The organism is Streptosporangium sp. CA-135522, from assembly GCF_050949235.1.
Taxonomy (GTDB): domain Bacteria; phylum Actinomycetota; class Actinomycetes; order Streptosporangiales; family Streptosporangiaceae; genus Streptosporangium.
Genome location: NZ_CP192026.1, coordinates 3005369 through 3032218 on the forward strand (window position 1 = coordinate 3005369; position 26850 = coordinate 3032218).

General features: G+C 70.0%; 24 protein-coding genes. 16 read left to right on the forward strand and 8 right to left on the reverse strand.

Annotation, left to right across the window (positions count from 1 at the left end):
• The first annotated feature begins 1 nt into the window (after position 1).
• The 7 genes from htpX (at position 2) to ACQPYK_RS14275 (ending at position 10331) form a co-directional block, all read left to right on the forward strand.
• Positions 2 to 907, forward strand: a complete 906-nt coding sequence (gene htpX, locus ACQPYK_RS14245) for a zinc metalloprotease HtpX (RefSeq protein ID WP_433255185.1) — start codon at positions 2 to 4, stop codon at positions 905 to 907.
• A 3-nt stretch (positions 908 to 910) separates the two neighbouring features.
• The gene (gene pspAB / locus ACQPYK_RS14250; RefSeq protein WP_433255187.1) at positions 911 to 1480 is read left to right on the forward strand and encodes a PspA-associated protein PspAB; all 570 of its coding nucleotides are present in this window, start codon (positions 911 to 913) and stop codon (positions 1478 to 1480) included.
• A 4-nt stretch (positions 1481 to 1484) separates the two neighbouring features.
• Entirely contained in the window at positions 1485 to 2918 is a 1434-nt protein-coding gene (locus ACQPYK_RS14255) for an alpha/beta fold hydrolase (RefSeq protein WP_433255190.1), read from the forward strand.
• Between the two features lie 17 nt (positions 2919 to 2935).
• Entirely contained in the window at positions 2936 to 6256 is a 3321-nt protein-coding gene (gene lysX, locus ACQPYK_RS14260; RefSeq protein WP_433255193.1) for a bifunctional lysylphosphatidylglycerol synthetase/lysine--tRNA ligase LysX, read from the forward strand.
• A 66-nt stretch (positions 6257 to 6322) separates the two neighbouring features.
• On the forward strand, positions 6323 to 8785 hold the full coding sequence (locus tag ACQPYK_RS14265) for a serine/threonine protein kinase (RefSeq protein WP_433255195.1): 2463 nt from the start codon (positions 6323 to 6325) through the stop codon (positions 8783 to 8785).
• Between the two features lies 1 nt (position 8786).
• Positions 8787 to 9539 (forward strand): maleylpyruvate isomerase family mycothiol-dependent enzyme, encoded by a 753-nt coding sequence (locus tag ACQPYK_RS14270; RefSeq protein WP_433255197.1) that lies wholly within the window; start codon positions 8787 to 8789, stop codon positions 9537 to 9539.
• A 69-nt stretch (positions 9540 to 9608) separates the two neighbouring features.
• Positions 9609 to 10331: an SIMPL domain-containing protein gene (locus ACQPYK_RS14275; RefSeq protein WP_433255200.1), complete on the forward strand. Its 723-nt coding sequence runs from the start codon at positions 9609 to 9611 to the stop codon at positions 10329 to 10331.
• Between the two features lie 66 nt (positions 10332 to 10397).
• Here ACQPYK_RS14275 and nadA read toward each other — a convergent pair whose 3' ends face one another.
• Complete coding sequence (nadA, locus tag ACQPYK_RS14280) at positions 10398 to 11552, reverse strand: quinolinate synthase NadA (protein WP_433255202.1); 1155 nt, start codon at positions 11550 to 11552, stop codon at positions 10398 to 10400.
• Positions 11553 to 11745: 193 nt separating this feature from the next.
• Here nadA and erpA point away from each other — a divergent pair, with 193 nt between their 5' ends.
• Positions 11746 to 12099 carry an iron-sulfur cluster insertion protein ErpA gene (erpA, locus tag ACQPYK_RS14285; protein WP_068894270.1) on the forward strand — a complete coding sequence of 118 codons (354 nt, stop codon included), beginning with the start codon at positions 11746 to 11748 and terminating at the stop codon, positions 12097 to 12099.
• A gap of 173 nt (positions 12100 to 12272) precedes the next feature.
• A complete protein-coding gene (locus tag ACQPYK_RS14290) occupies positions 12273 to 13259 on the forward strand; it encodes a carbohydrate kinase family protein (RefSeq protein WP_433255205.1) in 987 nt (328 codons plus the stop codon).
• 228 nt (positions 13260 to 13487) lie between these two features.
• Here ACQPYK_RS14290 and ACQPYK_RS14295 read toward each other — a convergent pair whose 3' ends face one another.
• From ACQPYK_RS14295 to ACQPYK_RS14305, 3 genes are read right to left on the reverse strand one after another with little or no spacing between them, the layout of a single operon-like run.
• Positions 13488 to 13910, reverse strand: coding sequence for a CBS domain-containing protein (locus ACQPYK_RS14295; RefSeq protein ID WP_433255208.1), 423 nt, complete (start codon positions 13908 to 13910; stop codon positions 13488 to 13490).
• 56 nt (positions 13911 to 13966) lie between these two features.
• Positions 13967 to 14236: a sulfurtransferase TusA family protein gene (locus tag ACQPYK_RS14300; RefSeq protein WP_433255210.1), complete on the reverse strand. Its 270-nt coding sequence runs from the start codon at positions 14234 to 14236 to the stop codon at positions 13967 to 13969.
• A 25-nt stretch (positions 14237 to 14261) separates the two neighbouring features.
• On the reverse strand, positions 14262 to 15398 hold the full coding sequence (locus ACQPYK_RS14305) for a cysteine desulfurase family protein (protein ID WP_433255213.1): 1137 nt from the start codon (positions 15396 to 15398) through the stop codon (positions 14262 to 14264).
• Between the two features lie 216 nt (positions 15399 to 15614).
• Here ACQPYK_RS14305 and ctaC point away from each other — a divergent pair, with 216 nt between their 5' ends.
• The 4 genes from ctaC (at position 15615) to ACQPYK_RS14325 (ending at position 19792) form a co-directional block, all read left to right on the forward strand.
• Positions 15615 to 16364 carry an aa3-type cytochrome oxidase subunit II gene (ctaC, locus tag ACQPYK_RS14310; RefSeq protein WP_433255216.1) on the forward strand — a complete coding sequence of 250 codons (750 nt, stop codon included), beginning with the start codon at positions 15615 to 15617 and terminating at the stop codon, positions 16362 to 16364.
• Entirely contained in the window at positions 16361 to 18034 is a 1674-nt protein-coding gene (ctaD, locus tag ACQPYK_RS14315) for an aa3-type cytochrome oxidase subunit I (protein ID WP_433255219.1), read from the forward strand. The genes ctaC and ctaD overlap by 4 nt, the downstream gene beginning before the upstream one ends.
• Positions 18031 to 18426 carry a cytochrome c oxidase subunit 4 gene (locus ACQPYK_RS14320; RefSeq protein WP_433255222.1) on the forward strand — a complete coding sequence of 132 codons (396 nt, stop codon included), beginning with the start codon at positions 18031 to 18033 and terminating at the stop codon, positions 18424 to 18426. Before ctaD ends, ACQPYK_RS14320 begins: the two co-directional genes overlap by 4 nt.
• A gap of 157 nt (positions 18427 to 18583) precedes the next feature.
• Positions 18584 to 19792: a L,D-transpeptidase gene (locus ACQPYK_RS14325; RefSeq protein ID WP_433255224.1), complete on the forward strand. Its 1209-nt coding sequence runs from the start codon at positions 18584 to 18586 to the stop codon at positions 19790 to 19792.
• A 307-nt stretch (positions 19793 to 20099) separates the two neighbouring features.
• Here ACQPYK_RS14325 and qcrB read toward each other — a convergent pair whose 3' ends face one another.
• The 4 genes from qcrB to ctaE are packed head-to-tail and all read right to left on the reverse strand — an operon-like array spanning position 20100 to position 24289.
• Positions 20100 to 21740 (reverse strand): cytochrome bc1 complex cytochrome b subunit, encoded by a 1641-nt coding sequence (qcrB, locus tag ACQPYK_RS14330; protein WP_433255227.1) that lies wholly within the window; start codon positions 21738 to 21740, stop codon positions 20100 to 20102.
• Positions 21737 to 22846 carry a cytochrome bc1 complex Rieske iron-sulfur subunit gene (qcrA, locus tag ACQPYK_RS14335; protein ID WP_433255229.1) on the reverse strand — a complete coding sequence of 370 codons (1110 nt, stop codon included), beginning with the start codon at positions 22844 to 22846 and terminating at the stop codon, positions 21737 to 21739. The genes qcrB and qcrA overlap by 4 nt, the downstream gene beginning before the upstream one ends.
• Positions 22846 to 23655 carry a cytochrome bc1 complex diheme cytochrome c subunit gene (gene qcrC / locus ACQPYK_RS14340; RefSeq protein WP_433255232.1) on the reverse strand — a complete coding sequence of 270 codons (810 nt, stop codon included), beginning with the start codon at positions 23653 to 23655 and terminating at the stop codon, positions 22846 to 22848. Before qcrC ends, qcrA begins: the two co-directional genes overlap by 1 nt.
• 16 nt (positions 23656 to 23671) lie before the next feature.
• Entirely contained in the window at positions 23672 to 24289 is a 618-nt protein-coding gene (gene ctaE / locus ACQPYK_RS14345) for an aa3-type cytochrome oxidase subunit III (protein ID WP_433255234.1), read from the reverse strand.
• Between the two features lie 195 nt (positions 24290 to 24484).
• Here ctaE and ACQPYK_RS14350 point away from each other — a divergent pair, with 195 nt between their 5' ends.
• From ACQPYK_RS14350 to ACQPYK_RS14360, 3 genes are all read left to right on the forward strand, one after another.
• A complete protein-coding gene (locus tag ACQPYK_RS14350; RefSeq protein ID WP_433258792.1) occupies positions 24485 to 24883 on the forward strand; it encodes a hypothetical protein in 399 nt (132 codons plus the stop codon).
• 20 nt (positions 24884 to 24903) lie between these two features.
• Positions 24904 to 25950: an anthranilate phosphoribosyltransferase gene (gene trpD / locus ACQPYK_RS14355; RefSeq protein ID WP_433255236.1), complete on the forward strand. Its 1047-nt coding sequence runs from the start codon at positions 24904 to 24906 to the stop codon at positions 25948 to 25950.
• 83 nt (positions 25951 to 26033) lie between these two features.
• The gene (locus tag ACQPYK_RS14360; protein ID WP_433255238.1) at positions 26034 to 26849 is read left to right on the forward strand and encodes a sensor histidine kinase; all 816 of its coding nucleotides are present in this window, start codon (positions 26034 to 26036) and stop codon (positions 26847 to 26849) included.
• Position 26850 lies beyond the last annotated feature (1 nt).

Sequence of the window (26850 nt, forward strand, 5' to 3'; positions counted from 1 at the left end):
TATGGCACACACCCGGTTCGCCCCGGACCGGGGCCTGACCAGTCGCATGGTCGTAACCATGTTCCTGCTGGGATTGCTGTATGTCGTCTTCGTGAGCGTGCTGGTCGCTCTGGGGGTCCGGACGATCCTGGTGCTGCTGATCGCAGGCGGCACCCTGCTGGTCCAGTACTTCATGTCCGACCGCATCGCGCTGTTCGCGATGCACGGGCGTGAGGTCACCGCGCAGCAGGCCCCGGAGCTGCACGGCATGGTCGACCGCCTCTGCGCGATGGCGGACATGCCCAGGCCGCGGGTGGCGATCGCCGATTCGGACGTCCCGAACGCGTTCGCCACCGGCCGTAACCAGAAGCACTCCGTGGTGTGCGTGACCACCGGGCTGCTGCGCCGCCTGGACCGGGCCGAGCTCGAAGGGGTGCTCGCCCACGAGCTGTCCCATGTGGCCCACCGCGACGTCGCGGTGATGACCATCGCCTCCTTCCTGGGCATCGTCGCCGGGCTCATGACCAGGTTCGCGCTCTACAGCGGCCTGGGCGGGCGCGACCGCGACGACAGGGGCGGCCTGCCGATCGGCCTGATCATCATGCTGGTCTCGGCCGTGGTGTACGCGATCAGCTTCCTGCTCACCCGCGCCCTCTCCCGCTACCGGGAGCTGGCCGCCGACCGCGCCGGAGCACTGCTCACCCAGCGCCCCTCGCTCCTGGCCAGCGCGCTGGTCAAGATCAGCGGCGAGATGGCCCGCATCCCGACCCGGGACCTGCGCGAGGCCGAGCCGTTCAACGCCTTCTTCTTCGCCCCCGCGCTGTCCGGTCGCGCGGGCCTGGCCTCGCTGTTCGCCACCCACCCGCCGCTGGACCGGCGTCTTGCGCAGCTGGCCGAGATCTCCGCCCGGCTCGGACAGGGAGTGTGAGCGGTGAAGTGGTGGGATGCGCTGCTGGGCCGTACCGAACCCGCGAAGCCGGACCTGGACGCGCTGTTCGCGCTGCCGTCGGCGGCGGTGACCCTGCAGGCGGCGACGGAACTGGCGCCGACCGGGACGGGGTCGGTCTGCTTCCGCGAGGCCGAGGGAGGGGCCTTCGCCGAGCTGGAGCGCGACGTCACCCGGTTGCTCGCCGCCGGAGGCGGCCCGCCGGTGGAGCAGTCCACCGACACCTACGGCTACACCTGGCTGCTGGCGCGCCGCACGCCCGAGCAGCTCGGTGAGCTGGTGACCGACCTGCACGCGGTCAACTCCTCCCTGGAGTCGGCGGGGTTCGGCCCCTCCCTACTGTGCTCCCTGATCGCGTTCACCGACCTGGCCGACCGCAAGCTCGCGCTGGTCTATCTCTACAAGAGAGGCACGTTCTACCCGTTCGCGCCGGTGTCCGGCCAGCACCGGGACAACGCGCTGGAGCTTCAGGTGCGCGCCGCGATCGAGGACGAGCTGCCGATCGAGCCCGATCTCGGCCGCTGGTTCCCGCTCTGGGGCGCCCCCGGACTCTAGAACGATGCGTGCCCGGCGGAGGCTGACCCGGATCGCGGCCTGCGCGTTCGCCGTCGCGGCCCTGGGTTACAGCGCCTGGGCGCCGGCGCAGTTCCTCAACTCCGGGATCGGCCGTTCCGGCGCGTACATCAGCGAGCTGGCGGCCGCCGACCAGCCGTGGTCATGGCTGGTCAGGGGCGCCGACGTGGCCGCCGGGATCGCGTGCCTGGTCGCGGTGGCGCTGGTGCCCGACGAGCGTCCCGGCCGGTGGGGCGCGGCCGGCTGGCTCGGCCTCGCGCTGCTGGGCGGGATGACGGTGCTGGACAGCGGCCTGTTCCCGCTGGACTGCGCCGCGGTGAGCGACCTGTCGTGCGCGGCGGCCGAGGCGGCCGGCCGGGTCTCGCCCGCCCACCGGATCCACACGGTGACCAGCGCGCTGGCGGCCACGGGAGCGGTGCTCAGCCTGGTGGCGCTGCCGGTGAGCGCGCTGCGGCGCCGCAGGTGGCCGTTGATCGGATACGGCGGGGCGGCGCTGGCCGCGCTCGCGGCCGCCGCCACGGTGTGGACCCTGGCGGCCATCGCTCTCGCCGCCCCGGTGGGGACCGCGCAGCGGCTCCAGGTCGCGGTCATCGGGCTGTGGCTGCTGCTGCTGGGGGTCGCGCTGTGGCGGGATCGGACGGCGCCCGCCCCGCCGAAGTCGCACGTCCTGCTGGAGGGGGCCGGGGCGCCGGTGCTGATCTGCGCGGGAATGGCCGGCGCCTGGTTCCACTGGGACCGGGTCGCCGCCGACCTGCGCCGCGACCACACCGTGATCCGGTTCGACCGGCCGGGTCTGGGGTTCAGCTCCGGCCACCGCGGCCCGCCCACGCTGCGCGAGGAGGCGGAGCGGATCGGCGCACTCGCGCGCTTCCCGGTGGTGGTGGGCCACTCGGTGGCGGGCTGGCACGCGGAGGCCTTCGCCCGGCTCCACCCCGGGCGGGTGGCGGGACTGGTGCTGGTCGATCCCAGCTGTGTGTCCGCGCCGCGACCACGCGGCGCCCCGCGCGCGGCCGTCGCGCACGCCCTCCAGCGGATCCTGCCCGCGCTGGGCGGCACGTTCGGCGCCACCGCCCTCACCCGCCTGGCACTGCCCCTGGCCCATCGTCTCGTCATGGGTCCGCACGAGCGCGCCCGGAGCGTGTACGGCAGGGGCCCGGTCCTGGCCGCCGCGGCGGCCGAGTGGCTCGCCTACCCGGACATGGCCGTCGAGCTCGACGAGCTGCGCCGGACCCATCCCTTTCCGGACGTCCCCGCCGTCATCCTGAGCGCCGGCCCGCAGGATCGCTGTCATCACGACCTCGCCGGGCTCCTGAACGCCGAGTTGGTCTCCCTTCCCGGCAGCGGGCACGAGGTCCAGCTCGACCGCCCCGAAGCGATCACCGAAGCAGTCCGTAAGCTCGGCAGATTTCACAATACGTAGCCGGGTATACGATTTGAGTGGCGATCATCTCGGGGGTGATGATGGCAGCTCGGTTGTGGGAGCGGCGCTGGAGGGCGGTGGTGCCTCGGGCGCTGAGCGTGTTCTTCGCGGTGCTGGCGGTCTATTCGGCGCTCATCACGCTCGTCGGGCCGTTGCGCAGGCTGCTGCGGCCGGTCACCGACGTGATCAGCACCAGCCTCTTCTCGGTCGAGGCCAACCTCGGCTACGCCGTTTTCCTGGCGATCCTCGCCGGAGCCGTCGCCCGGCACAAGCGCGCGGCCTACTGGCTGCTCGTGCTGCTGCTGTCGCTGACTGTCCTGCTCGACGTGTTCCTGCTGTGGCTGATCCACCTCCTGTACGACAGCGCCGTCCGCGGGCTGGAGTCCACCTGGTTCCTGGTCACCGGCACGATCAACCTGATCTTCGTTGCCGGCCTGCTGGTCGTGCTGGTGTGCGCGCGCCAGGAGTTCTACGCCAAGGTGCAGCGCGGCGCCTTCCGCAAGGCCCTGCTCACGCTCGCCGTCCTGTTCGCCGTGTCCTTCGGCGTCGCCTACCTGCTGGTCACGCTCTTCCCTGGCACGCTGGCGGCGCGGGGCAGGGCGGCCTGGGCGCTGGAGAAGGCGCTGGGCGGCGCGGTCACCCTCGACCTCGACCGGGTCGGCCACCCGCCGGCCTGGGTCGGCTTCGTGGTGGGCCTGCTGACCGCCGTCGCCATCCTCTCCGCCTTCCTGGTGCTGTTCCGCTCCCAGCAGGCCAGCGCCGAGCTGCCCCCGGCGCAGGAGGCCCGGCTGCGCGCGCTGCTGGCCGGCGCGGGCGCACGCGACTCGCTGGGATACTTCGCCACCCGCAGGGACCGGACCGCCATCTTCTCGCCGAGCGGCAAGGCGGCCGTCTCCTACCGGGTGGTCGCCGGAGTCAGCCTGGCGGGAGGCGATCCGATCGGGGACGTGGAGGCGTGGGAGCCGGCCATCCGCACGTGGATGGCCCAGGCGGGGGAGTACGGCTGGACCCCGGCGGCCATCGGAGCGAGCGAGGAGGGCGCCAGGGCCTACAACCGCGCGGGGCTGCGGGTGCTCCAGCTCGGCGACGAGGCGGTGATCGAGGTGGCCGGCTTCACCCTGTGCGGCCGGGAGATGCGCGGGGTGCGGCAGGCGGTCAACCGGGTCGAGCGGGCCGGATACACCCTGCGCGTCCGGCGGCATGAGGAGCTGACCCCGCAGGAGATGCGCCGGATCATCGACCGGGCCGAGGCCTGGCGGGACACCGAGGCCGAACGCGGCTTCTCCATGGCGCTGGGCCGCCTGGGGGATCCGGCCGACGGCAGGTGCGTGCTGGTGGAGGCTCTCGGGCCGGACGACGGCCACGCCGCGCTGCTGTCGTTCGTGCCGTGGGGGGAGCGCGGTCTCTCCCTGGATCTGATGCGCCGCGACCGCGACGCCGACAACGGCCTGATGGAGTTCATGGTCTCCGGCCTCGTCGAACAGGCGCCCGCGCTGGGCGTGGAGCGCATCTCGCTGAACTTCGCGGTGTTCCGGGCCGCCTTCGAGGAGGGCGCCAGGATCGGCGCCGGGCCGGTGCTGCGGGCCTGGCGGGGAATGCTGCTGTTCTTCTCCCGGTGGTGGCAGCTGGAGTCGCTGTACCGGTCGAACGTGAAATACCGCCCCGAGTGGGTGCCCCGCTACCTCGCCTACGAAGACGGTCGCGACCTGCCCAAGGTCGGCCTCGCCTCGGCGATCGCCGAGGGCTTCCTGGGGCGTGGGCCGAGCCTGCCCACGCTGCTGCGGCGCGGGGAGAGCCCGGCCCGCCCGGTGGCGGACGGCCCGCACCCGGCCCGCGAGGGCCGCGCGCCGGAGAAAGGCGACGGCCGGCGGAGCGGCGCCGGCGTACCGGAACAGGTCAGGGTCCGCCTGGCCAAGCTGGAGCGGATCCGGGCGGAGGGCGGCGATCCGTACCCGCCGGGCCACCGGCGCACCCACACCGCCGCCGAGGTACGGCAGGCCCACCCCGGCCTGGCCGCCGACGCGCACACCGGAGAGCGGGTCGCGGTCACCGGAAGGGTGATGCTGGTCCGTGACCACGGCAAGCTGCTGTTCGCCACGATCGCCGACTGGAGCGGCACCCTCCAACTCATGATCACCGAAGCCGCGGGTCTGGATCGCTGGCGCGCCACCGTGGACCTGGGCGACCACGTCGGCTGCAGTGGCGAAGTCGTCACCAGCAGGGCCGGGGAGTTGTCGGTGCTCGCCGAGGAGTGGGCGCCGACCGCCAAATGCCTGCGCCCGCTGCCCGGCGGGCACCATGGCCCCGCCGGTCCGCAGTCCCGCGCCCGGCAGCGCTACCTCGACCTGGTGACCGACCCCGACGCCCGCGAGATGCTGCGGATCCGGAGCGCGACCCTGTACGGCCTGCGCACCGCCCTGATCCGGCGGGGCTTCCTGGAGGTCGAGACGCCGATCCTGCAGCCCGTCCACGGCGGCGCCAACGCCCGGCCGTTCACCACCCACATGAACGCCTACGACCTGAGGCTCCATCTGCGGATCGCACCGGAGCTCCACCTGAAGCGGCTGTGCGTGGGCGGGGTGGAGCGGGTCTTCGAGCTCGGCCGGTCCTTCCGCAACGAGGGGGTCTCCCACAAACACAATCCGGAGTTCACGATGCTGGAGGTCTACCAGGCCTACGCGGACCACCGGACGATGCAGGACCTCGCCCGAGAGATCATCCAGGAGGCGGCCGTCGCGGCGTTCGGCGCGCCGGTGCTCCGCAGGCACGGTCAGGAGATCGACATCTCCGGGAGCTGGCGGACGACCGGCGTGAACGAGGCTCTCTCGGAGGCGGTGGGGGAGCAGGTCACCGCGGACACCTCGGTGCCCGAGCTTCGCAAGCTGGCCGACCGGCTGGCAGTGCCGTACGACCCGAAATGGGGGTGGGGTGCGATGATCATGGAGCTGTACGGGCGGCTGGTGGAGGAGCGGACCGCCGGACCGGTCTTCTACACCGGCTTCCCGGCGGAGGTGTCCCCGCTGGCCCGGCCGCACCGCGGGGATCCGAGACTGGCCGAGCGCTGGGACCTGGTCGCCTTCGGCATCGAGATCGGCACCGCCTACTCCGAGCTGACCGACCCGATCGAGCAGCGCCGCCGCCTGACCGAGCAGTCGCTGCTGGCCGCGGCGGGGGATCCGGAGGCGATGGAGCTGGACGAGGACTTCCTGCGCGCGCTGGAGTACGCCATGCCGCCCACCGGCGGTCTCGGCCTCGGCGTGGACCGGCTCGTCATGATGCTGACCGGCAGGTCGATCAGGCAGGCGGTGACCTTCCCACTGGTCCGGCCCCGGGGGTGATGCGCTGATCGTGACCATCTGCCCTCACAATGGACCGTAAAAAGTCCTTAAAGGGAGGGTGTGGCCATGCCGGACCTCGCGTCCTTGCGGCCCGGGGACCCCGAGCGGGTGCGGGAGTACCGGATCACCGGACGGCTCGGCGAAGGCGGCCAGGGGACGGTGTTCCTGGGCGTGTCACCCGCCGGCACCCGCGTCGCGGTCAAACTGCTGCGCGCCGACCTCGCCCAGGACGAGGAGGCGATGGAGCGTTTCGTCCGCGAGGTCAGCACCGCCCGGCGGGTCGCGCCGTTCTGCACCGCGGCGGTGATCGACACCGGCGTCGACGAGCACCGGCCCTACATCGTCAGCGAGTACATCGACGGCCCGACGCTGGACACGGTCGTCGCGGCCGAGGGGCCGCGCGAGGGTTCGGCCCTGCACCGCCTGGCGATCGGCACGGTGACCGCGCTGGTGGCGATCCACCAGGCCGGGATCGTGCACCGCGACTTCAAGCCGTCCAACGTGCTGCTCGCCTCCGACGGCCCCCGAGTGATCGACTTCGGCATCGCCAGGGCGCTCGACCGGACCTCCACGCTGACCGCGATGGCCATCGGCACTCCCTCCTACATGACCCCCGAGCAGCTCGCGGGGGAGAGCGCCGGCTCGCCGGCCGACATGTTCGCCTGGGGGTGCACGATGGTCTTCGCGGCCACCGGGCAGCCGCCGTTCGGCACCGACAGCCTGCCCGCGGTCTTCAACCGGATCATGAACATGGAGCCCGACCTGCGGGCGATCGCCGATCCGGCGCTGCGCGAGCTGGTCGGGCAGTGCCTGTCCAAGGACCCCGGCCTGCGGCCCGCCGCGGGGGAGGCGCTGCTGCGACTGCTCGGCCACGCCGGCGGCACGCCGGGCGTGCCCGCCCCCACCGCGCCCCGGGGCATCCTCGCCGAGGGCTCGGCCGCCGCCGCGCAACAGACGGGCCCCGGCCCGGGTCCGGGACACGGCGGCCATCCGCAGCCCCCGCGTCTCGGGCCCGGGCCGGGCGGCCACCCGGGGCAGACGGGGCCGGATGGCCATCCGCAGCCCCGGCAGGCCGGCCCCGGCGACCGCCCGCGGTCCGGACCGGGCGGTCACCCCCGGCTCGGGCCGGGCGGTCACCCCCGGTCCGGTCCCGGTGACCACCCGCGGCCCGGGCCGGGCTACGCCCAGGCAGGGCCGCCGTTCCCCGGTCCCTTTCCCCGGTCCGGACCGAACGGCCACCCGCACCACGGCCCGGGCCATCCCGGGCCGGGCGCCTTTCCCCCTCCCGGGCAGGCTCCCGGCCCCCGTCCCGGGCAGGCTCCCGGGCCGGCGGGGCCGGTGCGTCCGCACTCCTACGGCGGCCCTGCCGGCGATCCGGTGACCCACCCGTCCCGGGGCGCCTCGCCGTACTCGTCGGACGGTCCCGCCGGACGCGGGCGCGGGGTCTGGATCGCGGTCGGCGGGGGACTCGCGGCCACGCTCGTCGCGGCCACGGGGATCACGCTGGCGCTGCGCGGCGGCGAGCCGGACCCGGTGGTGTCCTCGCGGGCGACCACCTCCTCGTCATCTCCGTCGTTCCCGTCCGCCTCGCCCGGCGATCTCGCGGCCACGCCCGGCCCGACGACCTCCGTCCCGCCCGAGGGAAGGACGATCAAGCTTCCCGGCAGCTCGATCACACTCCATGAGAGCGGCGACGACCCGATCAAACTGAGCTCCTACAGCCTCGACTGGGACAAGAAGCTCTACGTCCGCAAGTCCGGAACCGACGAGTTCACCAAGAACGACGCGTACTTCCAGTACACGGTGAACGCCTCCGGCACCCGCGCGCTGGCCACCGACAAGGTCTACGACAAGAGCGACTACGCCGTCGTCTCCGTCGTCGACCGGCGGTCGGGCGCGACGAACAAGATCAAGATCACCAAGGCGCCGGTCTATCCGACCCTCCCGCAGTGGTCTCCGGACGGCAGGCAGGGCCTGGTGACGCTGTACGAGGCCGTCGGTGACACCAGCAAGGAATACGGCTACGCGGTCATCGACATCGCCAGGAAGAAGGCGAGGGTGGTGCGGGTGAAGGAGAAGGACGCCGGCACCTGGAGCTACTTCTGGCGGGGCGACGGCCGGGCGGTCGGCACCTGGGCGCTGACCGGCAAGACCCAGCGCATCCGCTTCTACGACCTGCAGGGCACCGTGCTGCAGACGCTGCTCGATGTCGGCACCCCGATCACGGTGGAGGGCGACGACGTCTCCCCGTCAGGCGCGTTGCTCATGACGTACTGCAAGGGGACCCAGAAGGAGATCTGCGTCTGGTCCACGGTCGCCGACGCCGAGGCCCAGGTCAGGATTCCGTTCGCGACCAAGCGGCTCATCGGCTGGTATGACGATCGGCACATCGCCGGCTGGCGGCGCAGGGGAAGCGGCTACGAGGCGGTAGTGATCGATTTTCGGGGGCAGGTGAAACGGGTGCTGGCCACCAGCACGAACGCCAAGGAGTATGACAAGCAGTTCATGCGCTTCACCCGGGAGGACTGAGTTGAGGGACTGGACCCACGCCGAGCACGCCGAGGCCGCCGGCAGGGAGGTCGCCCGGATGGCGCAGACCCTGCGGGACGCGGACATGTCCACTCCGGTGCGCACCTGCCCCGGCTGGGACCTGGCCAAGCTCACCGCCCACACCGGTCGCGTGCACCGGTGGGCCGCCGCGATGGTGCGGGACCTGGCCGAACAGCGCTACGACCGCGGCAAGACGGAGGCGGGGCTGCCCGCGGACGTCGGCGGCTACGCCGGCTGGCTCGCGGAGGGGGCGGCCATCCTGTCGCAGGCACTGCTGTCGCGGGCCCCGGACGCGCCGATGTGGTCCTGGGGCGCCGACCGGCACGTGCGGTTCTGGTCGCGCCGGCAGCTCCACGAGACCGTGGTGCACCGGGTGGACGCCGAGCTCGCGCTGGGCGTTCCGGTCTCGATCGACGAGGACGTGGCCGCCGACGGGATCGAGGAGTTTCTCGACATCCTGCCGTACGCGCACTGGAACCCGGGCGTGGCCGAGCTGAGGGGCGCGGGCGAGACGATCTCCTTCCAGACCGACGCCGGCACCGGATGGGTGGTCACCGTCGACCCCGACCGCTTCCATCACACGCGTTCGCTCCGGCCGGGGACCGTGACCGTCCGCACCGCCACCGCGGCGGACCTGCTGCAGGTCGTGTGGGGACGCCGCAGCGCCGACGACTACGCGGTCGAGGGCGACGGCGGGCTGCTCGGCTGGTGGCGGGAGCGTGCGGTGATCTGAGGTTCAAGACACGACAGGGCACACCGGCGGCTCCCCGGCGGCATGCCCGGCCCGTGGTGCCATGAGCTTATGATCAAGATGTCTCGCACCGCGGCCGTCGCCGCGCTCGTCACGATGGGCATGTTCGGCGGGGTCGCGTTCGCCGACTCCGGCTCCGAATCCGACCTCACGAAGGTGACAGTGGACGACACGCAGTCACGGATCACGGTCGGGGGACAGGGCAGCCTGTCCGCCACCCCCGACGTCATGCGCCTGAACGCCGGCGTGGAGGTGCGCCGCGCGAGCGCGGGCGAGGCCTTCGCCGACGCCCGTGAAGCCGCGGCCAAGCTGACCAAGGCGCTGCTCGATGCCGGGATCCAGGCCAAGGACATGCGCACCGACGAGCTGTCCCTCGGCCCCGAGTACGACAACTATCCCCATGTCTCCGGATATCGCGCGGCGCAGGGCGTCGAGGCCGTGGTGCGCGACATCGAGGCCGCCGACAGAGTGGTCGACGCCGTGGCCGGGGTCGGGGAGGACGTCCGGCTGAACGGCGTCTCCTTCGAGATATCCAACACCCGCAAGGCGCTCAGGGCCGCCCGTGACGCGGCGTTCAAGGACGCCGGCATCCGTGCCGGGCAGTACGCCAAGCTCGCCGGCCGCGAGCTGGGCCGCGTCCTGTCGATCAGCGAGGAGGACCTCACACCGCCGCCGGCCACGTTCGGCGGTGGCGCGCTGGCCGACAAGGCCTTCGTCAGTCCCGGTCAGCAGGCCGTCTCGGTCCACGTCCGGGTGGTCTACGAGCTGGTCTAGCCGGCCGCCCGCGAGACGGGCCCCGGCGGTCGCGATCCGCCGGGGCCCGCGTCGGGACGGATCAGATCACGGCAGCGCCAGCATCCGGTCCAGGGCGACCTTGGCCCAGTGGGCGGTGTCCTCGTCCACGGTGATCTGGTTGACGACCTGGCCGGCCGCGAGCGACTCCAGTGCCCACACCAGGTGCGGCAGGTCGATCCGGTTCATCGTCGAGCAGTAGCAGACGGTCCGGTCCAAGAACGTCACGTTCTTGTCCGGGAACATCTGCCCGAGCCGCTTGACCAGGTTCAGTTCGGTGCCCACCGCCCAGGAGGACCCCGCCGGAGCCGCTTCGAGCTTCTTGATGATGTATTCGGTCGAGCCGACGTGGTCGGCCTTGGTGACCACCTCGTGCCGGCACTCGGGGTGCACCAGCACGTTGACGCCGGGGATGCGCGCGCGGACGTCGTCCACGCACTCGGCGGTGAAACGGCCGTGCACCGAGCAGTGGCCCTTCCACAGGATCATCTTGGCGTTCTCGAGCTGCTCGGCGGTCAGCCCGCCGTTCGGCCGGTGCGGGTTGTAGACCACGCAGTCGTCCAGTGACAGGCCCATCTCCAGCACCGCGGTGTTGCGTCCCAGGTGCTGGTCGGGCAGGAAGAGCACCTTCTCGCCGCGGGAGAACGCCCAGTCGAGGGCCCGCCTGGCGTTGGAGGAGGTGCACACGACACCGCCGTTGCGCCCGCAGAACGCCTTGATGTCGGCGCTGGAGTTCATGTAGGTGACCGGAACCGTGACGTTCGCGATCCCGGCGTCCTCCAGGGCCTCCCAGCACTCCTCGACCTGGTCGAACGTCGCCATGTCGGCCATCGAGCACCCGGCCGCGAGGTCGGGCAGCACGACCTTCTGCGAATCGCCGGTGAGGATGTCGGCCGACTCGGCCATGAAGTGCACGCCGCAGAAGACGATGTACTCGGCGCCCGGCCGGGCCGCCGCGTCCTTGGCGAGTTTGAAGGAGTCGCCGGTCACGTCGGCGAACTGGATGACCTCGTCGCGCTGGTAGTGGTGCCCTAGCACGAAGACCCGGTCGCCGAGCGCGGCCTTGGCCCGCCTGGCGCGCTCCACGAGCGCAGGGTCGGAGGCGGACGGCAACTCGCCGGGGCAGTCGACGCCACGTTCGCTGTGCGGATCGGTCCCCCTGCCGAGGACGAAAAGCGGAAGCCCGGTCTCGGTGGTCGTCACGACCACACCCCCTTATCGTCGAACTGACGACTAATGATGACACACGACATGGGGGGCTTTATTCCGGGGTGAGGGGGTAGTTCCGGACTGAGGAATGTGTAGCTGCCAGCGGGTGTTGGTAGCGTCTTAGAAGGACGTCATAAACAGACAGCCGTTCCGATCGGACGGTTGACGCAGACGCGGGAGTCACCACATGTCGGTTGAGAGCAGCGAGACCACGGCGCAGGGCCTGATCCTCAGTGACGCCGCCGCCGCCAAGGTCAAGAGCCTGCTGGAGCAGCAGGGCGAGGAAGGCCTCCAGCTGCGCGTGGCCGTGCAGCCCGGTGGCTGCTCCGGCCTTCGCTACCAGCTCTTCTTCGACGATCGTTCGATGGACGGCGACGTCGTCACGGACTTCAACGGCGTCAGCGTGGTCACCGACCGGATGAGCGCTCCGTACCTCGTGGGCGCCACGGTCGACTTCGTCGACACGATCGAGAAGCAGGGCTTCACGATCGACAACCCGAACGCCACGGGCTCGTGTGCCTGTGGCGACTCGTTCAACTAGCCGGCGAGGGCGACTCGCCTGAGGAGTCGGCCAGGCGGTAGGACGGCGTACGAAGGCCCCGCGAAGTGATATCTGTCACCTCGCGGGGCCTTCGCGTTCCTGTGGGGTCGCGTATTCTTGCTGGGTTTCACCGCCCGCCTTTCAGAGATGCTGACAACGAGGAGAAGGATCCCGTGCGCATCGCCGTCACCGGCTCTATCGCGACCGACCATCTGATGACCTTCCCCGGACGATTCGGTGATCAGCTCATCGCCGACCAGCTCGACCGGGTGTCACTGTCGTTCCTCGTCGACGACCTGCAGATCCGCCGTGGCGGCTGCGCGGCGAACATCGCCTTCGGCATGGGCTGTCTGGGGCTGCGCCCCATCCTGGTCGGCGCCGTCGGCGCCGACTTCGCCGACTACCGCTCCTGGCTGGAACGGCACGGCGTCGACTGTGAGTCGGTGTACGTCTCCGAGCTGCACCACACCGCCCGGTTCCTGTGCACCACCGACGAAGATCACAACCAGATCGCGTCGTTCTACACCGGTGCGATGGCCGAGGCCCGGCTGATCGAGCTCGGCCCGGTCGCCGACCGGCTCGGCGGACTGGACCTGGTGCTGGTCAGCCCCAATGACCCCGACGCGATGCTCCGGCACACCGATGAGGCCCGGCAGCGGGGCATCCCGTTCGCGGCCGACCCGTCCCAGCAGCTCGCGCGCATGCCCAGCGAGCAGATCCGCCAGCTGGTCGACGGCGCCGCCTACCTGTTCGGCAACGACTACGAAAAGGGGCTGATCGAGCAGAAGACCGGCTGGTCCGACGAGGAGATCCTCGACCGGGTCGCCGTCCGCGTCACCACGCTGGGCCCCAAGGGCGTCGTGATCGACCGCAAGGGCGAGCCGTCCCTGCACGTCCCCCCGGCCCCCGAGCTCGGCAAGGCCGACCCCACCGGCGTCGGCGACGCCTTCCGCTCCGGTTTCCTGGCCGCCCTGGCCTGGGGGCTGCCCCTGGAGCGCTGCGGCCAGGTCGGCAACCTCACCGCCACCCACGTCCTGGAGCGAGTCGGAGGCCAGGAGTACGAACTCGGCCAGAAGGTCTTCCTTGAGCGTTTCGCCGGCGCCTACGGCGCCGAGGCCGCCGACGAGGTGGCTCGCTTCGTGAAGTGCCATTACGCCTGAGTTTCTCCTGCGGCGGGCCCGACGGAGGCTGTTCGCCATCCACCGGGCCCGTCGTGCCCCCCTCTCGTGGGCCGCGCGCCGTACGCCGTATTCCTCTCATGGGCCGCGCCGCCGAATCTCATGGGTCGCGCCGTCGAATCATGGGCCGCGCCGCCGTACGCCGTGCCCGCTCTCGCGGGCCGCGCGGCCGTACGCCGCGGTCCTCCCTCCGTACGGCGCGCCGGGAGCTCAGCTCTTCGCGTAGACGCGGTGGACGAAGTCGGCGAGCTGATCGTCCGGCAGGCGCTTGGCCAGGTCGGCCTCACTGATCATCCCGACGATGCGGCTGTTCTCGATCACCGGAAGCCGCTTGATCTGGTGCTGCTCCATCTTGGCCAGGACATCTCCGACGGTGGCGTCCGCGGGCACCCAGATCAGGCCGGTGGCCATGTCCCCGGCGGTGACCTTCGACGGGTCCTTGCCCTCGGCCACGCACTTCACCACGATGTCGCGGTCGGTGATGATTCCCTTGAGCCGGTCATCGCTCCCGCAGATGGGCAGCGCGCCGACCCCCAGCTCCCGCATCAGCTGCGCGGCCCGGTCGAGCGTCTCGTGCGCCTCGATGCAGCGGGCTCCCGAGCTCATCAGGTCTTTGGCGGTCTCTCCGCTCATGTGTCCCCCCGAAACGTGTGCGGACTTTCGGGAGGTCTTACCCTTTTCCCGGCAAATCAGTAGTTACGTCGCACGTGGATGGCCCAGCCGCCGCCGGGAAGCTCGTAGCTGGCCACGTGATGGTGGGACTTCAGCCGGCACCAGGCCGGGATGTCGGTGAAGGCCGCGGGATCGTCGGCGAGCACCGAGACGATCGCGTTGCGCGGGACGTGGTTGATCTGCTCGGCGAGCATGATGATGGGGATGGGGCACTTCTTGCCCAGCGCGTCGATGGTCAGTGCCGGAGGCTGGGTGGATCCCTCCGCGGCGGCCTGCCTGGACGTCATGAAACCTTCACTCCCCGAATGTTGCTCACAGCCTCACGCCCGCGTCCTCGCGGATCCGCCTCACGATGTCCGGCAGGACGGCGAGGAAGCGGTCGACGTCCGTCGCGGACGCGCCCTGGGGCAGCGATACCCGGACGTTCCCATGCGTAAGCACGCCCATGGCTTCCAAAACATGTGATGGACGAAGCGTACTCGCCGTGCAGGAACTGCCGGACGATATGGCGAATCCCGCCTTGTCTAATTCTGTCAGCAACGTCTCACCCTCTACGTAAAGACACGAAAAGGTGACGATGTGCGGGGCTCGCGTGACAGAGTCGCCGATCACCTCGACGTCCGGGACGAGCCGGGGCACCTCGGTCCTGATCCGATCCACGAGCGCCGACAGCCGCGCCGACTCCTGCGCCGACTCGGCCACCATGGCCCGCAGCGCGGCGGCCGCCGCGACGATGGCCGGCACGTTCTCGAGGCCGGGGACCCGGCGATGCTCCCGGTCGTCCTCCGGCAGCGGGGTGCGCCACCGGGTGCCCTTGCGGATCACCAGCACGCCGACCCCCGCCGGGCCGCCCCACTTGTGCGCGCTCGCCGTCAGCACCGACCAGCCGCCCGGCAGCGGCATCCGGCCCGCGCTCTGCGCCGCGTCCACCAGCAGAGGGACGCCGGCCTCGGCGCACAGGGCGGCCGCCTCGGCGACCGGCTGGACGGTGCCGACCTCGTGGTTGGCGCTCTGCAGGCAGGCCAGGGCCGTACCCTCCGCGAGGACCGCCTCCCCGAACGCCGCCAGGTCCACCGTGCCGGTGCGGCCGACGCCGATCGTCTCGACGGAGCCGCCGTCGCGTTCGTGGACCCCGGCGGCGTGCAGCACGCTGGAGTGCTCCACCGCCGAGGTGACCAGCCGGCGCCCGGCGCGGCGCCGTCCGTGCAGGGCGCCGAGCACGCCCAGGTGCACGGCCTGGGTTCCGGAGGAGGTGAAGGAGACCTCGTCGGGCCGGGCGCCGAGCGCCTCGGCGACCTCGGTCCGCGCCTGTTCCAGTAACATCCTTGCCCGGCGGGCGGAACCGTACAGCCTTGCGGGATCGGCCCAGCCGACGTCGAGCGCCGCGATCAGGGCTTCACGTGCCTGAGGGTGCAGCGGCTCGGTGGAGGCCGCGTCGAAGTACGCCACGTCCCAATCGTCGCACCATGTGCGGCGCAATCGGGGGCTGCGCGGGGGGGCGGGGGTAGTCCGCGCTAGTGTGTCCCCCAGCGTAAAGCTGTGAATTACATGTTGTGAGCACGAATAAACGACCGCCCAGGAGTGACTCCTGGGCTTCATCTGTGGGGTAGGCGATCCGTGAGTCCGACCCGCCGTTCTGCACGGCGTCCGTTGGCCCGCCGCCGGGTGCCACGCGCTGCCGCTCTGGCGCTGCTGTTGGTGTCCGCGACGGCGTGTAGTGCCGAAGACTGGTCCCGTGGCGGCTTGCCCGGCGGCATCACCAAGCAGGCCGATACGGTCCAGAATCTGTGGAACGGATCCTGGATCGCCGCTCTCGCCACCGGTGTGGTCGTGTGGGGCCTGATCCTGTGGTCCGTTGCCTTCCACCGCAAGAAGAAGCACTCGAAGGATGAGCTGCCGCCCCAGGTGCGCTACAACCTCCCCATCGAGATCCTCTACACGGTGGTGCCGATCATCATGGTCGGCGTGTTCTTCTTCTTCACGGCGCGCGACCAGAACTACGTGAACGCGGTGTCCGGCCACGCCGCCGTGAAGGTCAAGGTCGAGGGGTTCCAGTGGAGCTGGCGCTTCACGACGGACTACAACGGCAAGAAGGTCGAGGTCGTGGGCAGGCCCGCCGACGACTACACCAAGGGGCCGCAGCTGGTGCTTCCGGTCGACCAGAAGGTCGAGTTCGACCTCGTCTCGCCGGACGTCATCCACTCCTTCTGGGTGCCGGCCTTCCACTTCAAGCGTGACGTCATCCCCGGGGTGGCCAACAAGTTCGAGGTCGACACGCTGAACAAGCCCGCCGTCTACGCCGGCCGCTGCGCCGAGCTCTGCGGCGCCGACCACAGCCGGATGCTCTTCAACGTGAAGCTCGTCTCGCAGGCCGAGTTCGACCAGTACATCGCTAGCCAGGCGGGTGCCCAGTGACCGCACTTAACGAACCCCTCGTCCTCACCCCGGTGCCGACCCGCAAGGGTTCGATCATCGCGAAGTGGACGTCCTCCACCGATCACAAGATCATCGGACACCTCTACCTGATCACTTCGTTCGTCTTCTTCCTGATCGGCGGCGTCATGGCGCTGATCATGCGAGCGGAGCTGGCGCAGCCCGGTCTGCAGATCACCAGCAACGAGCAGTTCAACCAGCTGTTCACCATGCACGGCACGGTCATGCTGCTCATGTTCGCGACGCCGCTGTTCGCCGGCTTCGCCAACGAGCTCATGCCGCTGCAGATCGGCGCGCCCGACGTGGCGTTCCCCCGCCTGAACATGGTCAGCTACTGGCTGTTCACCTTCGGCAGCACCATCGCCCTGTCGGGTTTCCTTACCCCGGGCGGCGCGGCCAGCTTCGGCTGGTTCGCCTACACCCCGCTGTCGAACGCGATCAGCTCGCCCGGTGTCGGCGGCGACCTGTGGATCGTCGGCCTGACCATCAGCGGTCTGGGCACGATCCTCGGCTCGGTCAACTTCATCACCACGATCGTCTGCATGCGCGCCCCCGGCATGACCATGTTCCGGATGCCGATGTTCACCTGGAACGTGCTGCTGACCTCGATCCTGGTGCTGATGGCCTTCCCGGTGCTGGCCGCCGCGCTGCTGGCGCTGGAGGCCGACCGCAAGCTCGGCGCCCGCATCTTCGACCCGGCCACCGGCGGTGCGATGCTGTGGCAGCACCTGTTCTGGTTCTTCGGCCACCCCGAGGTCTACATCATCGCGCTGCCGTTCTTCGGCATCGTGACCGAGATCCTGCCGGTCTTCAGCCGCAAGCCGCTGTTCGGCTACATCAGCCTCGTCGGCGCGACCATCGCCATCGCCGGCCTGTCGATCACCGTGTGGGCGCACCACATGTTCCCGACCGGCCAGGTGTTGCTGCCGTTCTTCTCGTTCATGACGTTCCTCATCGCGGTCCCGACCGGTGTGAAGTTCTTCAACTGGATCGGCACGATGTGGCGAGGGCATCTGTCCTTCGAATCGCCCATGCTGTTCTCGATCGGTTTCCTGGTCACCTTCCTGTTCGGCGGCCTGACCGGCGTCATCCTGGCCTCGCCGCCGCTGGACTTCCAGGTCTCGGACTCCTACTTCGTCGTGGCCCACTTCCACTACGTGGTCTTCGGCACGGTGGTGTTCGCGATGTTCGCGGGCTTCTACTTCTGGTGGCCCAAGTTCACCGGCAAGATGCTGAACGACACCCTGGGCAAGGTGCACTTCTGGACGCTGTTCGTCGGCTTCCACACCACCTTCCTGGTCCAGCACTGGCTGGGCGCGCAGGGCTTCCCGCGCCGCTACGCCGACTACAGCCCGATCGACGGCTTCACCGACCTGAACATGGTCTCCTCGGTCGGCGCCTTCCTGCTCGGCGCCTCCACGCTGCCGTTCCTCTACAACGTGTGGAAGACCCACAAGACCGCGCCGAAGGTCACCGTGGACGACCCGTGGGGCTTCGGCAACTCGCTGGAGTGGGCGACCTCCTGCCCGCCGCCCCGGCACAACTTCACCTCGCTGCCGCGTATCCGGTCCGAGCGCCCGGCGTTCGACCTCAAGCACCCGTACGTCTCGTCCGTCCAGCGTGAGGTGGACGAGCTGGAGGAGAACCGATGAGGGTTCAGGGTTGGTTGTTCATCCTCTGCGGCATCTTCTTCGCCGCGGTGGACGTCGTCTACTGGTTCTGGTCCAGGGAGCCGGTCGGCACGACGGCGATGGCCATCTCGGTCGGCTTCGCCTTCATGATCGGCTACTACCTGATGTACACCGCTCGCCGCATCGGCGAGCAGCCTGAGGACAACAAGCAGGGTGAGATCAGCGAGGGTGCCGGGGAACTCGGCTTCTTCAGCCCGCACAGCTGGTGGCCGCTGTTCGTCTGCCTGGCCGTCTCGCTCACCGCGGTCGGCCTGGTCATCGGCTGGTGGCTGTTCATCATCGGCGTCTTCGCGGTCATCATGAGCATGATCGGATTCGTCTTCGAGTACTACCGGGGTCACTTCTCGCACTGATTCCCGGCGGATCTCCGCCGGAGAGCGGGTCACGGAAAATTTCCGTGGCCCGCTTTTTGGCGTTTGTTGGCAGGTTAGGAGTGATGTCTTACGTGGTGCTCCGCTTACTCCGGGTAATAACAGAATCAGTAGATGAGTCCGGGACAGGGGAGTTGATGTGAGGCAGGCGATTCGTCGTTCGAGCCCGGGGGCCGGATTGCTGGCCGTGGTTCTGGTGACCTCCTGTTCGGCCGGCAGTGGTGCCGGCGCGCCGGCCACGGCGAGTCCGATGGGCTACGCCGACGCCGCCGTCACCGTGCTGCCCGCCGACAAGGCCGGCCGGGTGCCGACCGACACGACCGTTCTCGTGGCGGTCCGGGGCGGCGTCCTGAAGAAGGTCACGGTGAAGGGGCGCGAAGGCTCCCTGCCGGGCGTGCTGAGCGCCGACGGCACCCAGTGGCGCAGCCGCGGCACGGCGACGCCGGGGGCCTCCTACCAGGTCAGCGCGACCGCGGTGAATCCTGGCGGCAAGGTCACCGAGACCACCACCTCCTTCTCCACCGTCAAGGCCGACAAGTCCTTCACCATCGCGACGTTCAGTCCGAGCAGGGACACGACGGGTCTCACCGTCGGCGTCGGCATGCCGGTCATGATCACTTTCGACCAGCCCATCACCGATCGCGTCGCGGTCGAGCGGAACCTGCTGGTCCGTGCCTCCAAGCCGGTCTTCGGGGCCTGGCACTGGTTCGACGACAAGACGGTGCACTTTCGCCCCAGGGAGTTCTGGCCGGCCCATACCAAGGTCCGGGTGGAGGCCCACCTGGCGGGCGTGCGCGGCGGCGACGGCCTGTACGGCAAGCGCAACCAGAGCATCGACTTCAAGATCGGCCGTTCCCAGATCACCCGGGGCAGCACCGGCTCCCATCACCTGACGGTCAGGCGGGACGGCAAGACGGTCCGCGAGATGCCCATGAGCGCGGGTCAGGGCGGCGTCTGGAAGTACTACACGACCAGCGGCGTACACCTGGCCATGTCCCGCGAGCCCGTCACCATCATGACCTCACCCGGCATCGGACCCGGCCAGGCGGGCTATTACCAGATGACCGTCTACAACACCGTCCGGATCTCCAACAGCGGCGAATACGTCCACAGCGCTCCGTGGTCGGTGGGCTCGCAGGGTTACGCCAACGTCAGCCACGGATGCGTCAACGTCAGCCCCGAGAACGCCAGCTGGTTCATCAACAACACCCTGATCGGTGATCCGATCATCATCACGGGCTCGCCCCGTGTGCTGGAGCCCACCAACGGCTGGGGCCACTGGCAGGAGAACTGGAAGCAGTGGCTCAAGTGGAGCAGCGTCAAGCACTTCTCCACCGACCCCCTCTGACCGCGCCTCAGATCCACCACGGCGCCCGGACACGGGGCTTCCCGGAAAGGGGCCGCCAGGACGCACGGCGTGGCGCTCAGCGGCCTGTAGGGCTCCGCGGTGCTCACCCCGTCCCGCGGGCGGCGTCGGGTGGGTTCCGGTGAGCGTCAGGCCCGGTGAGCGCCGCAGACGTCCGGGGAACGTCGGTGGTGGCCCCGGAAAGCGACTCGGAAAGGCCCGGGAAGGCTCGGGAAAACAGCTCGGGAAGGCTCGGGAAAGCGGCAGGGCCCGGACACCGAGGTGTCCGGGCCCTGCCTTGCGTGGCGGATCAGTGGGTGAGGGACTTGTCGCTCTCGCTCTCGCCCGAGCCGACGGCCGCGTGCTCCTCGTGACCGTGGTCACCGTCGAGCGCGATCTTCTCGCCGCCGTAGGCCTGGCTCATCTTGGCGCGGAGCCTGCCGAGCGGGCCGCGCATCCCCTTGGGCGGGATGCCGTCGCCGTCGACGTGGGTGTCGTCGATCACCGGGACCGCCGTCTTGCCGCGCATGTGGGCCTCGATGGCCTCGTTCGGCGGGACGTGGACCTCGATGTACTCGCCCGTGGGCAGGCGCTTGATGACGCCCGACTCCACGCCGTGCCCGATGACCGCGGCGTCGCTGCGCTGCAGGCCCAGGCAGATCCGGTAGGTGATGATGTAGGCCACCAAGGGGCCGACGAAGATCAGCACCCGGCCGACGTAGGTCGTCATGTTCAGCGAGACGTGGAAGAACGAGGCGAGCTCGTCGTTGGCGCCCAGCAGCCACAGGACGCCGTAGAACGTGACCGCGGAGATGCCGATCGAGGTGCGGTGCGGGTTGTTGCGGGGACGGTCGGCGACGTGGTGCTCGCTGCGGTCCCCGGTCACCCACTGCTCGATGAACGGGTACAGGGCCAGGCCCGTCATGATGATGCCCATCGGGACCAGCGCCGGGATCAGCACGCTCATCGGCAGCGTGAAGCCCAGGAAGTTGATCTCCCAGGACGGCATCAGGCGGAGCGCGCCCTCCAGGAATCCCATGTAGAAGTCGGGCTGCGAACCGGCCGAGATGTCGGCCGGGGTGTAGGGACCGAACAGCCAGATCGGGTTGATCTGGGCGAAGGTGCCCAGCAGCGCGATGGTGCCGAACGTGAACATGAAGTAGGCGCCGGCCTTGGCCATGAAGGCCGGATAGAACGGAGCGCCCACCACGTTGTTGTTCGTGCGGCCCTTGCCCGGCATCTGCGTGTGCTTCTGCACCCACATCAGGATCATGTGAGCGGTGATCAGCGACAGCAGGATGCCCGGGATGAGCAGGATGTGAAGCGAGTAGAACCGGGAGATGACGTCCTCGCCGGGGTATTCGCCGCCGAAGAGGAAGAAGGTGATCCAGGTGCCGACCAGCGGCAGCGAGATCGCCACACCCTCGGTGATCCGCAGGCCGGCGCCGGAGAGCAGGTCGTCGGGCAGGGAGTAACCGGTCAGACCCTCGGCCAGGGCCAGCGTCAGCAGGCCGACGCCGATCAGCCAGTTGAGCTCACGCGGCTTGCGGTACGCACCGGTGAAGAACACTCGGAGCGCGTGCACCATCATGCCGGCGACGAACAGCAGGGCGGCCCAGTGGTGCATCTGCCGCATCAGCAGACCACCGCGCACGTCGAAGCTGATGTGCAGCGACGAGGCGTACGCCTCGGACATCATGACGCCCTTGAGCGGCTCGTAGGAGCCCTCGTAGACGACGTGACCCATGGTGGGCTTGAAGAAGAAGGTCAGGAACGTGCCGGTCAGCAGCAGGACGATGAACGAGTACAGCGCGATCTCGCCCAGCAGGAACGACCAGTGGTCGGGGAAGACTTTCCGCAGGTTGCGCTTGAGGAAGTTTCCTGCGCCGATGCGGTCGTCGATGAAGCTGCTCGTGCTCGCTATGGGCTTCGGAACGGTTCCGCTGCTCATGCGTGGCCTCCGTTCTTACGAACCTCGGCCTCAGCGTCGCCGCGCTCCCAGAAGCTGGGACCGGGTGGGACGGCGAAGTCTGCCGTGGCGACGAGGTATCCCTCGTCGTCCACGGAGATGGGCAGCTGGGGCAGAGGCCGGGCGGCCGGACCGAAGATGACCTTGGCGCCGTTGGCGGCGTCGAAGGTGGACTGGTGGCAGGGGCAAAGGATGTGGTGCGTGCTCTGCTCGTACAGCGCCGCCGGGCAGCCGACGTGCGTGCAGATCTTGGAGTACGCGACGATGCCGTCGTGCGTCCAGTTCAGGTTCGTTCCGGACTTGATCTCTTCCGGGCGGAATTTGATCAGGATCAGCGTGGCCTTGGCCAGCGCGTTCAGGTCGTGCTCGTATCCCTCGGGCACCACCGACAGGATGCCGCCGGGGGAGTTGAAGTCCGCCGCGCGGATCGGCGCGCCGGTTCCCTCGACGACGAGCTTGCGGGGCTTGCCGTCCTTGGTCTTCTCGCCCCAGACGGTGTGGCGCAGCTTGCTCGGGAAGTCGGTGTAGGACGGGCCGAGGTCCCGCAGCAGGACCAGCGGGGCCAGGCCCAGCGGGGCCGCGGCCATCAGCAGCGTGCGGCGCAGCAGCGGCCGCTTGGTGATGCCGCTCTCGGCCACGCCCTGCGTGAAGGTCTCGGCGACGTACTCCCTGGTCGGGCTGTCGGAGGCCATCGGGTGGCGCTCCTGGACCAGGTTGTACTTCGGCATGATCATGCGGACCCAGACCACGATGCCCGCGGCCAGCGCGAGCAGCGCCACCGTGAGCGCGCCGCCCAGGGTCAGGGTGGAGACCTGCGTCTTCTCGACGTCGCCGACCTGGAACGCCACGTAGGCGACGATGAAGGCGATGCCCGCCAGCAGGGCGAGGGTGAAGCACAGGGCGGCGATCCGCTCGCCCTTCTTCGCCGTCGCCTCGTTCTGCGGGATCACGCCGGGGACGGCGGCGTCCGCGGCGTGCTGCTCCTCGGCTCCGAGCAGGGAGGTGCCTGCGGCGGGTGAGGGCGTGCCGATGACGCGCTTGGGCACGCGCCCTTCGGGCTGCTCGATGTCGTGGTTGTTGTCAGTCATTAGTGGGCCTGTCGCTTCTTCGCGGTGATCCAGATGGCGGCCAGGGCGAGCAGGCTGAGGCCCGCGATCCAGGCCACCAGGCCCTCGGTTACCGGGCCGATGCGGCCGAGACCTGCGCCGCCGGGGTTGGGCTCCTCACGCACGCCCACGATGTAGGCGATCATGTCCCGCTTCTGCTCGGGGGTGATGATGCTGTCGTTGAACACCGGCATCGCCTGCGGGCCAGTGATCATGGCCTCGTAGATCTGCGTCGGGGTGGCGTCGTGCAGCGGCGGCGCGTACTTGCCGCGGGTCAGGGCGCCGCCCGAGCCGACGAAGTTGTGGCACTGGATGCAGTTCGCGCGAAACAGCTCGCCACCCTTCGCCTTGTCGCCCTTGGCGGGATCGACCTGCTCGGCGGCCGGGACGGTCGGGCCGCCGCCGAGCGACTCGATGTAGGCCCCGAGCTGCTTGATGGCCTCGTCGGTGGCCCACGGGGCCCGAGGCTTGCGCGGGGCCTGCGCGCCGGGGTTGGCCAGGGGCATGCGGCCGCTGCTGACCTGGAAGTCCACGGCCGCCGCGCCGACGCCGACGAGTGACGGGCCCTGCTTGGTGCCCTCGGCGTTGAGGCCGTGGCAGCTGGCGCAGCTCTGCTCGAAGAGTTTCTTGCCCTGCGCGGCGTCGTCGGCCCTGCCGGACGCGATGGCCGCGTCAGCCCGCTCACTCGGCGGGGCCACGAGGGTGTAGAAGCCCCCGATCAGCCCGAGGGCCAGAAGCAGGACGGCGTATCTCGCGAGGGGATGCCGCCGCCTAGCGGTGATCCTGGTCACTGAGATCCCCGATTCCTTAATGAATGCCGTAGATGGTCACGAAAAGGCCAATCCAGACCACATCGACGAAGTGCCAGTAGTAGGACACGACGATCGCGCTGGTCGCCTGCTCACGGGTGAAGCGCTTCGCGGCGTACGTGCGTCCCAGCATGAACAGGAACGCGATCAGTCCACCGGTCACGTGAAGGCCGTGGAAGCCCGTGGTCAGGAAGAACACCGAGTCGTACGCGGAGTGCGACAGGGTGTGCCCTTCATGGGCGAGCTGGCTGTACTCGTACAGCTGGCCGCCGACGAACACGGCGCCCATCAGGAAGCTGACGATGTACCAGAAACGCAGCTTGGCGACCTGGCCCTTCTCGGCCGCCCACACGCCCATCTGGCAGGTCACACTCGACAGGACCAGGATGATCGTGTTGACCAGCGAGAACTGGATGTTCAGGTCAGCCTCGGGCCAGGGAAGATGCTGGCCCAGGCTCACCGACCGGATGGTGAAGTACATCGCGAACAGCGCCGCGAAGAACATGAGCTCGGAGGACAGCCAGACGATCGTCCCGACGCTGACCAGATCGGGTCGGCGGGACGAGTGTGCTGTCGTCGTCGTTGAGATTGCGGATGCTGTCGCCACGGGCAGCATTATTGCGGCTCTCCAGCTCGGGTCGCCGCACGACCCCCCAATAGGGGGTTCAAACGTCCATTCAAACTGGACGTAAAGGTCATTTCGCTCGCCGATGCCTCCGGCCTGGGTCTGCGGGCCGGGCGACCGGTAGCATCCCAGGTGACCATACATCGACAAGGGATAGTGAGCGCGACCGTGAGCACCGACGACAAGATGAGGGTCCTCGTCTACAGCGACGACGCGAGCACCCGCGAGAAGGTGCGGCAGGCGATCGGCCGGCGCCCCGCCGCCGACGTGCCCCTCGTGGAGATCGTGGAGTGCGCCACCCACGCGAAGGTCGTCCAGCACCTCGACTCGGGCGAGATCGACGTCGCCGTGCTCGACGCCGAGGCCCAGCCGGCCGGTGGCATGGGCGTCGCCCGCCAGGCCAAGGACGAGGTCTACGACTGCCCGCCGATCTGCCTGCTGATCGCCCGCCGCGACGACCGGTGGCTGGCCGAGTGGTCCCGCGCCGAGGCCGTCGTGCCGCAGCCGATCGACCCGGTGGTCCTGGCCGACACCGTCGCCGATCTGATGCGCCGCCGCCTCTCCACCCGCCTGACCGCCCGGTAGAGAACATCCTGGAGACCCCCATGGACGCGCGCACCACCTGGCCCGCGCTGCTGACGGCCCTGATCGCCGGCGAGCATCTGACGGCGGACGAGACCGCCTGGGCGATGAACGAGATCATGTCCGGCTCGGCGACGCCCGCGCAGATCGCCGGTTTCGCCGTGGCCCTGCGGGCGAAGGGCGAGACGGTCGCGGAGGTGACCGGGCTGGCGCGCACCATGCTGGAGCGGGCGACCCCGTTGTCGGTGGAGGGCCCCGTCGTCGACGTCGTCGGCACCGGCGGCGACCGCGCGCACACGGTCAACGTCTCGACCATGGCCGCGATCGTGGCCGCCGCCGCGGGCGCGCGGGTGGTCAAGCACGGCAACCGCGCCGCCTCCTCCTCCTGCGGCGCCGCCGACGTGCTGGAGCGTCTGGGGGTCGTGCTCGACCTGTCCCCGGCCGGCACCGCCAAGGTCGCCGTGGAGGCGGGCATCGCCTTCTGCTTCGCGCCGCTCTACCACCCGGCGTTGCGCTTCGCCGGCCCGCCGCGCAAGGAGCTCGGCATCCCGACGGTCTTCAACTTCCTGGGCCCGCTGACCAACCCGGCCAGGCCCGCGGCTCAGGCGATCGGAATCTTCGACCCGGGCATGCTCCCCGTGGTCGCGGGCGTGTTCGCCGAGCGCGGGGTGTCGGCGCTGGTCTTCCGGGGCGACGACGGGCTGGACGAGCTCACCACCGCCACGACCTCCACGGTCTGGGTGGTGCGCGAGGGCACCGCCACGCGGACCGTCTTCGACCCCGCCGTGCTGGACATCCCCAGGTCCGCGCCCGACGCGTTGCGCGGCGGGGACGTGACGTTCAACGCCCAGGCCGTGCACGACCTGCTCCAGGGCAAGACCGGCCCGGTTCGTGACGCGGTGCTGCTCAACGCCGCCGCCGCGCTGGTCGCCCTCGACGGCGGGGGCGACGACCTGGACGCCGCCATGTCCGCCGGCTACGTCCGGGCCGTGCGGGCCGTCGACTCCGGTGCCGCCGCGGCCACCCTCGACCGCTGGATCGCCAGCAGCCGGGCACAGAAGTCTCGCTGACCTCGGCTCTCCCCTCGCGGGCGGATGATAGATCCACCCGTGAGGGGATGTAGCCCTTTGGCGGGCCGCCCTAGATTGCGCTCATGTGGCGTGTTGACCCCCTGGCCGATCAGATACCCCCCACCCTGGTGATCGTGGTGCTGATCGGCCTGTTCCTGGCCGTGGCGGGACTCGCCCGCGAACGCGGGCACCTGCTCACGACGCTTCGCCGCGAGCGGGCCAGGATCGCCGACCAGCAGGACGCGCTGGCCCATGCCACGGTCACCGAGGAACGCGCCCGCATCGCCCACGAGTTGCACGACGTGGTCGCCCACGGGATCAGCATGATGACGCTCGGCGTCGGCGCCGGTCGGATGATCATGGAGAAGGATCCCGTGCGGGCCCGTGAGACCCTGCGGCTGGCCGAGGAGTCCGGCCGCCAGGCGCTCGTCGAGCTCCAGCGCATGCTGTGCCTGCTGAAGGCGGCGGACTCCCCGGGGACCAGGACGCCTCAGCCCAAGCTGTCCGACCTGTCCGACCTGCTGGCTCAGGTCCGTACGAGAGGGCTGCGGGTGGACGTGGTCGAGGACGGCAGTCCCGTCGAGATCGGCCTCGCCCTCGAACTGTCGGCCTACCGGATCGTCCAGGAGGCGCTCGGCAACACCCTCAGGCGCGCCCGGGCGCAGACGGCCCACGTCACCCTGCGCTGGCGGCCGGGCTTCCTGGACGTGCTGGTGCGCGACGACGGGCAGGTCACCACGACGACGAACACCGGTTACGGCATGCTGGGCATGCGTGAGCGCGCCACGCTCTTCGGCGGGACGCTCGAAGCCGGCGCCCTGCCCGAGGGAGGGTTCGAGGTGCGGGCCCGGCTGCCCACGATGGGCGAGGTGCGTCCGGGCTCCCACCCGTCCGGGTGAA

Bases quoted from the DNA above. Each gene is read 5' to 3' on its own strand.
- htpX (WP_433255185.1), top strand. From the start codon at position 2: ATGGCACACACCCGGTTCGCCCCGGACCGGGGCCTGACCAGTCGCATG.
- ACQPYK_RS14255 (WP_433255190.1), top strand. From the start codon at position 1,485: ATGCGTGCCCGGCGGAGGCTGACCCGGATCGCGGCCTGCGCGTTCGCC.
- ACQPYK_RS14265 (WP_433255195.1), top strand. From the start codon at position 6,323: ATGCCGGACCTCGCGTCCTTGCGGCCCGGGGACCCCGAGCGGGTGCGG.
- ACQPYK_RS14275 (WP_433255200.1), top strand. From the start codon at position 9,609: ATGATCAAGATGTCTCGCACCGCGGCCGTCGCCGCGCTCGTCACGATG.
- erpA (WP_068894270.1), top strand. From the start codon at position 11,746: ATGTCGGTTGAGAGCAGCGAGACCACGGCGCAGGGCCTGATCCTCAGT.
- ACQPYK_RS14295 (WP_433255208.1), bottom strand. From the start codon at position 13,910: ATGAGCGGAGAGACCGCCAAAGACCTGATGAGCTCGGGAGCCCGCTGC.
- ACQPYK_RS14300 (WP_433255210.1), bottom strand. From the start codon at position 14,236: ATGACGTCCAGGCAGGCCGCCGCGGAGGGATCCACCCAGCCTCCGGCA.
- ACQPYK_RS14320 (WP_433255222.1), top strand. From the start codon at position 18,031: ATGAGGGTTCAGGGTTGGTTGTTCATCCTCTGCGGCATCTTCTTCGCC.
- qcrB (WP_433255227.1), bottom strand. From the start codon at position 21,740: ATGAGCAGCGGAACCGTTCCGAAGCCCATAGCGAGCACGAGCAGCTTC.
- qcrA (WP_433255229.1), bottom strand. From the start codon at position 22,846: ATGACTGACAACAACCACGACATCGAGCAGCCCGAAGGGCGCGTGCCC.
- ctaE (WP_433255234.1), bottom strand. From the start codon at position 24,289: ATGCTGCCCGTGGCGACAGCATCCGCAATCTCAACGACGACGACAGCA.
- ACQPYK_RS14350 (WP_433258792.1), top strand. From the start codon at position 24,485: ATGAGGGTCCTCGTCTACAGCGACGACGCGAGCACCCGCGAGAAGGTG.
- trpD (WP_433255236.1), top strand. From the start codon at position 24,904: ATGGACGCGCGCACCACCTGGCCCGCGCTGCTGACGGCCCTGATCGCC.
- ACQPYK_RS14360 (WP_433255238.1), top strand. From the start codon at position 26,034: ATGTGGCGTGTTGACCCCCTGGCCGATCAGATACCCCCCACCCTGGTG.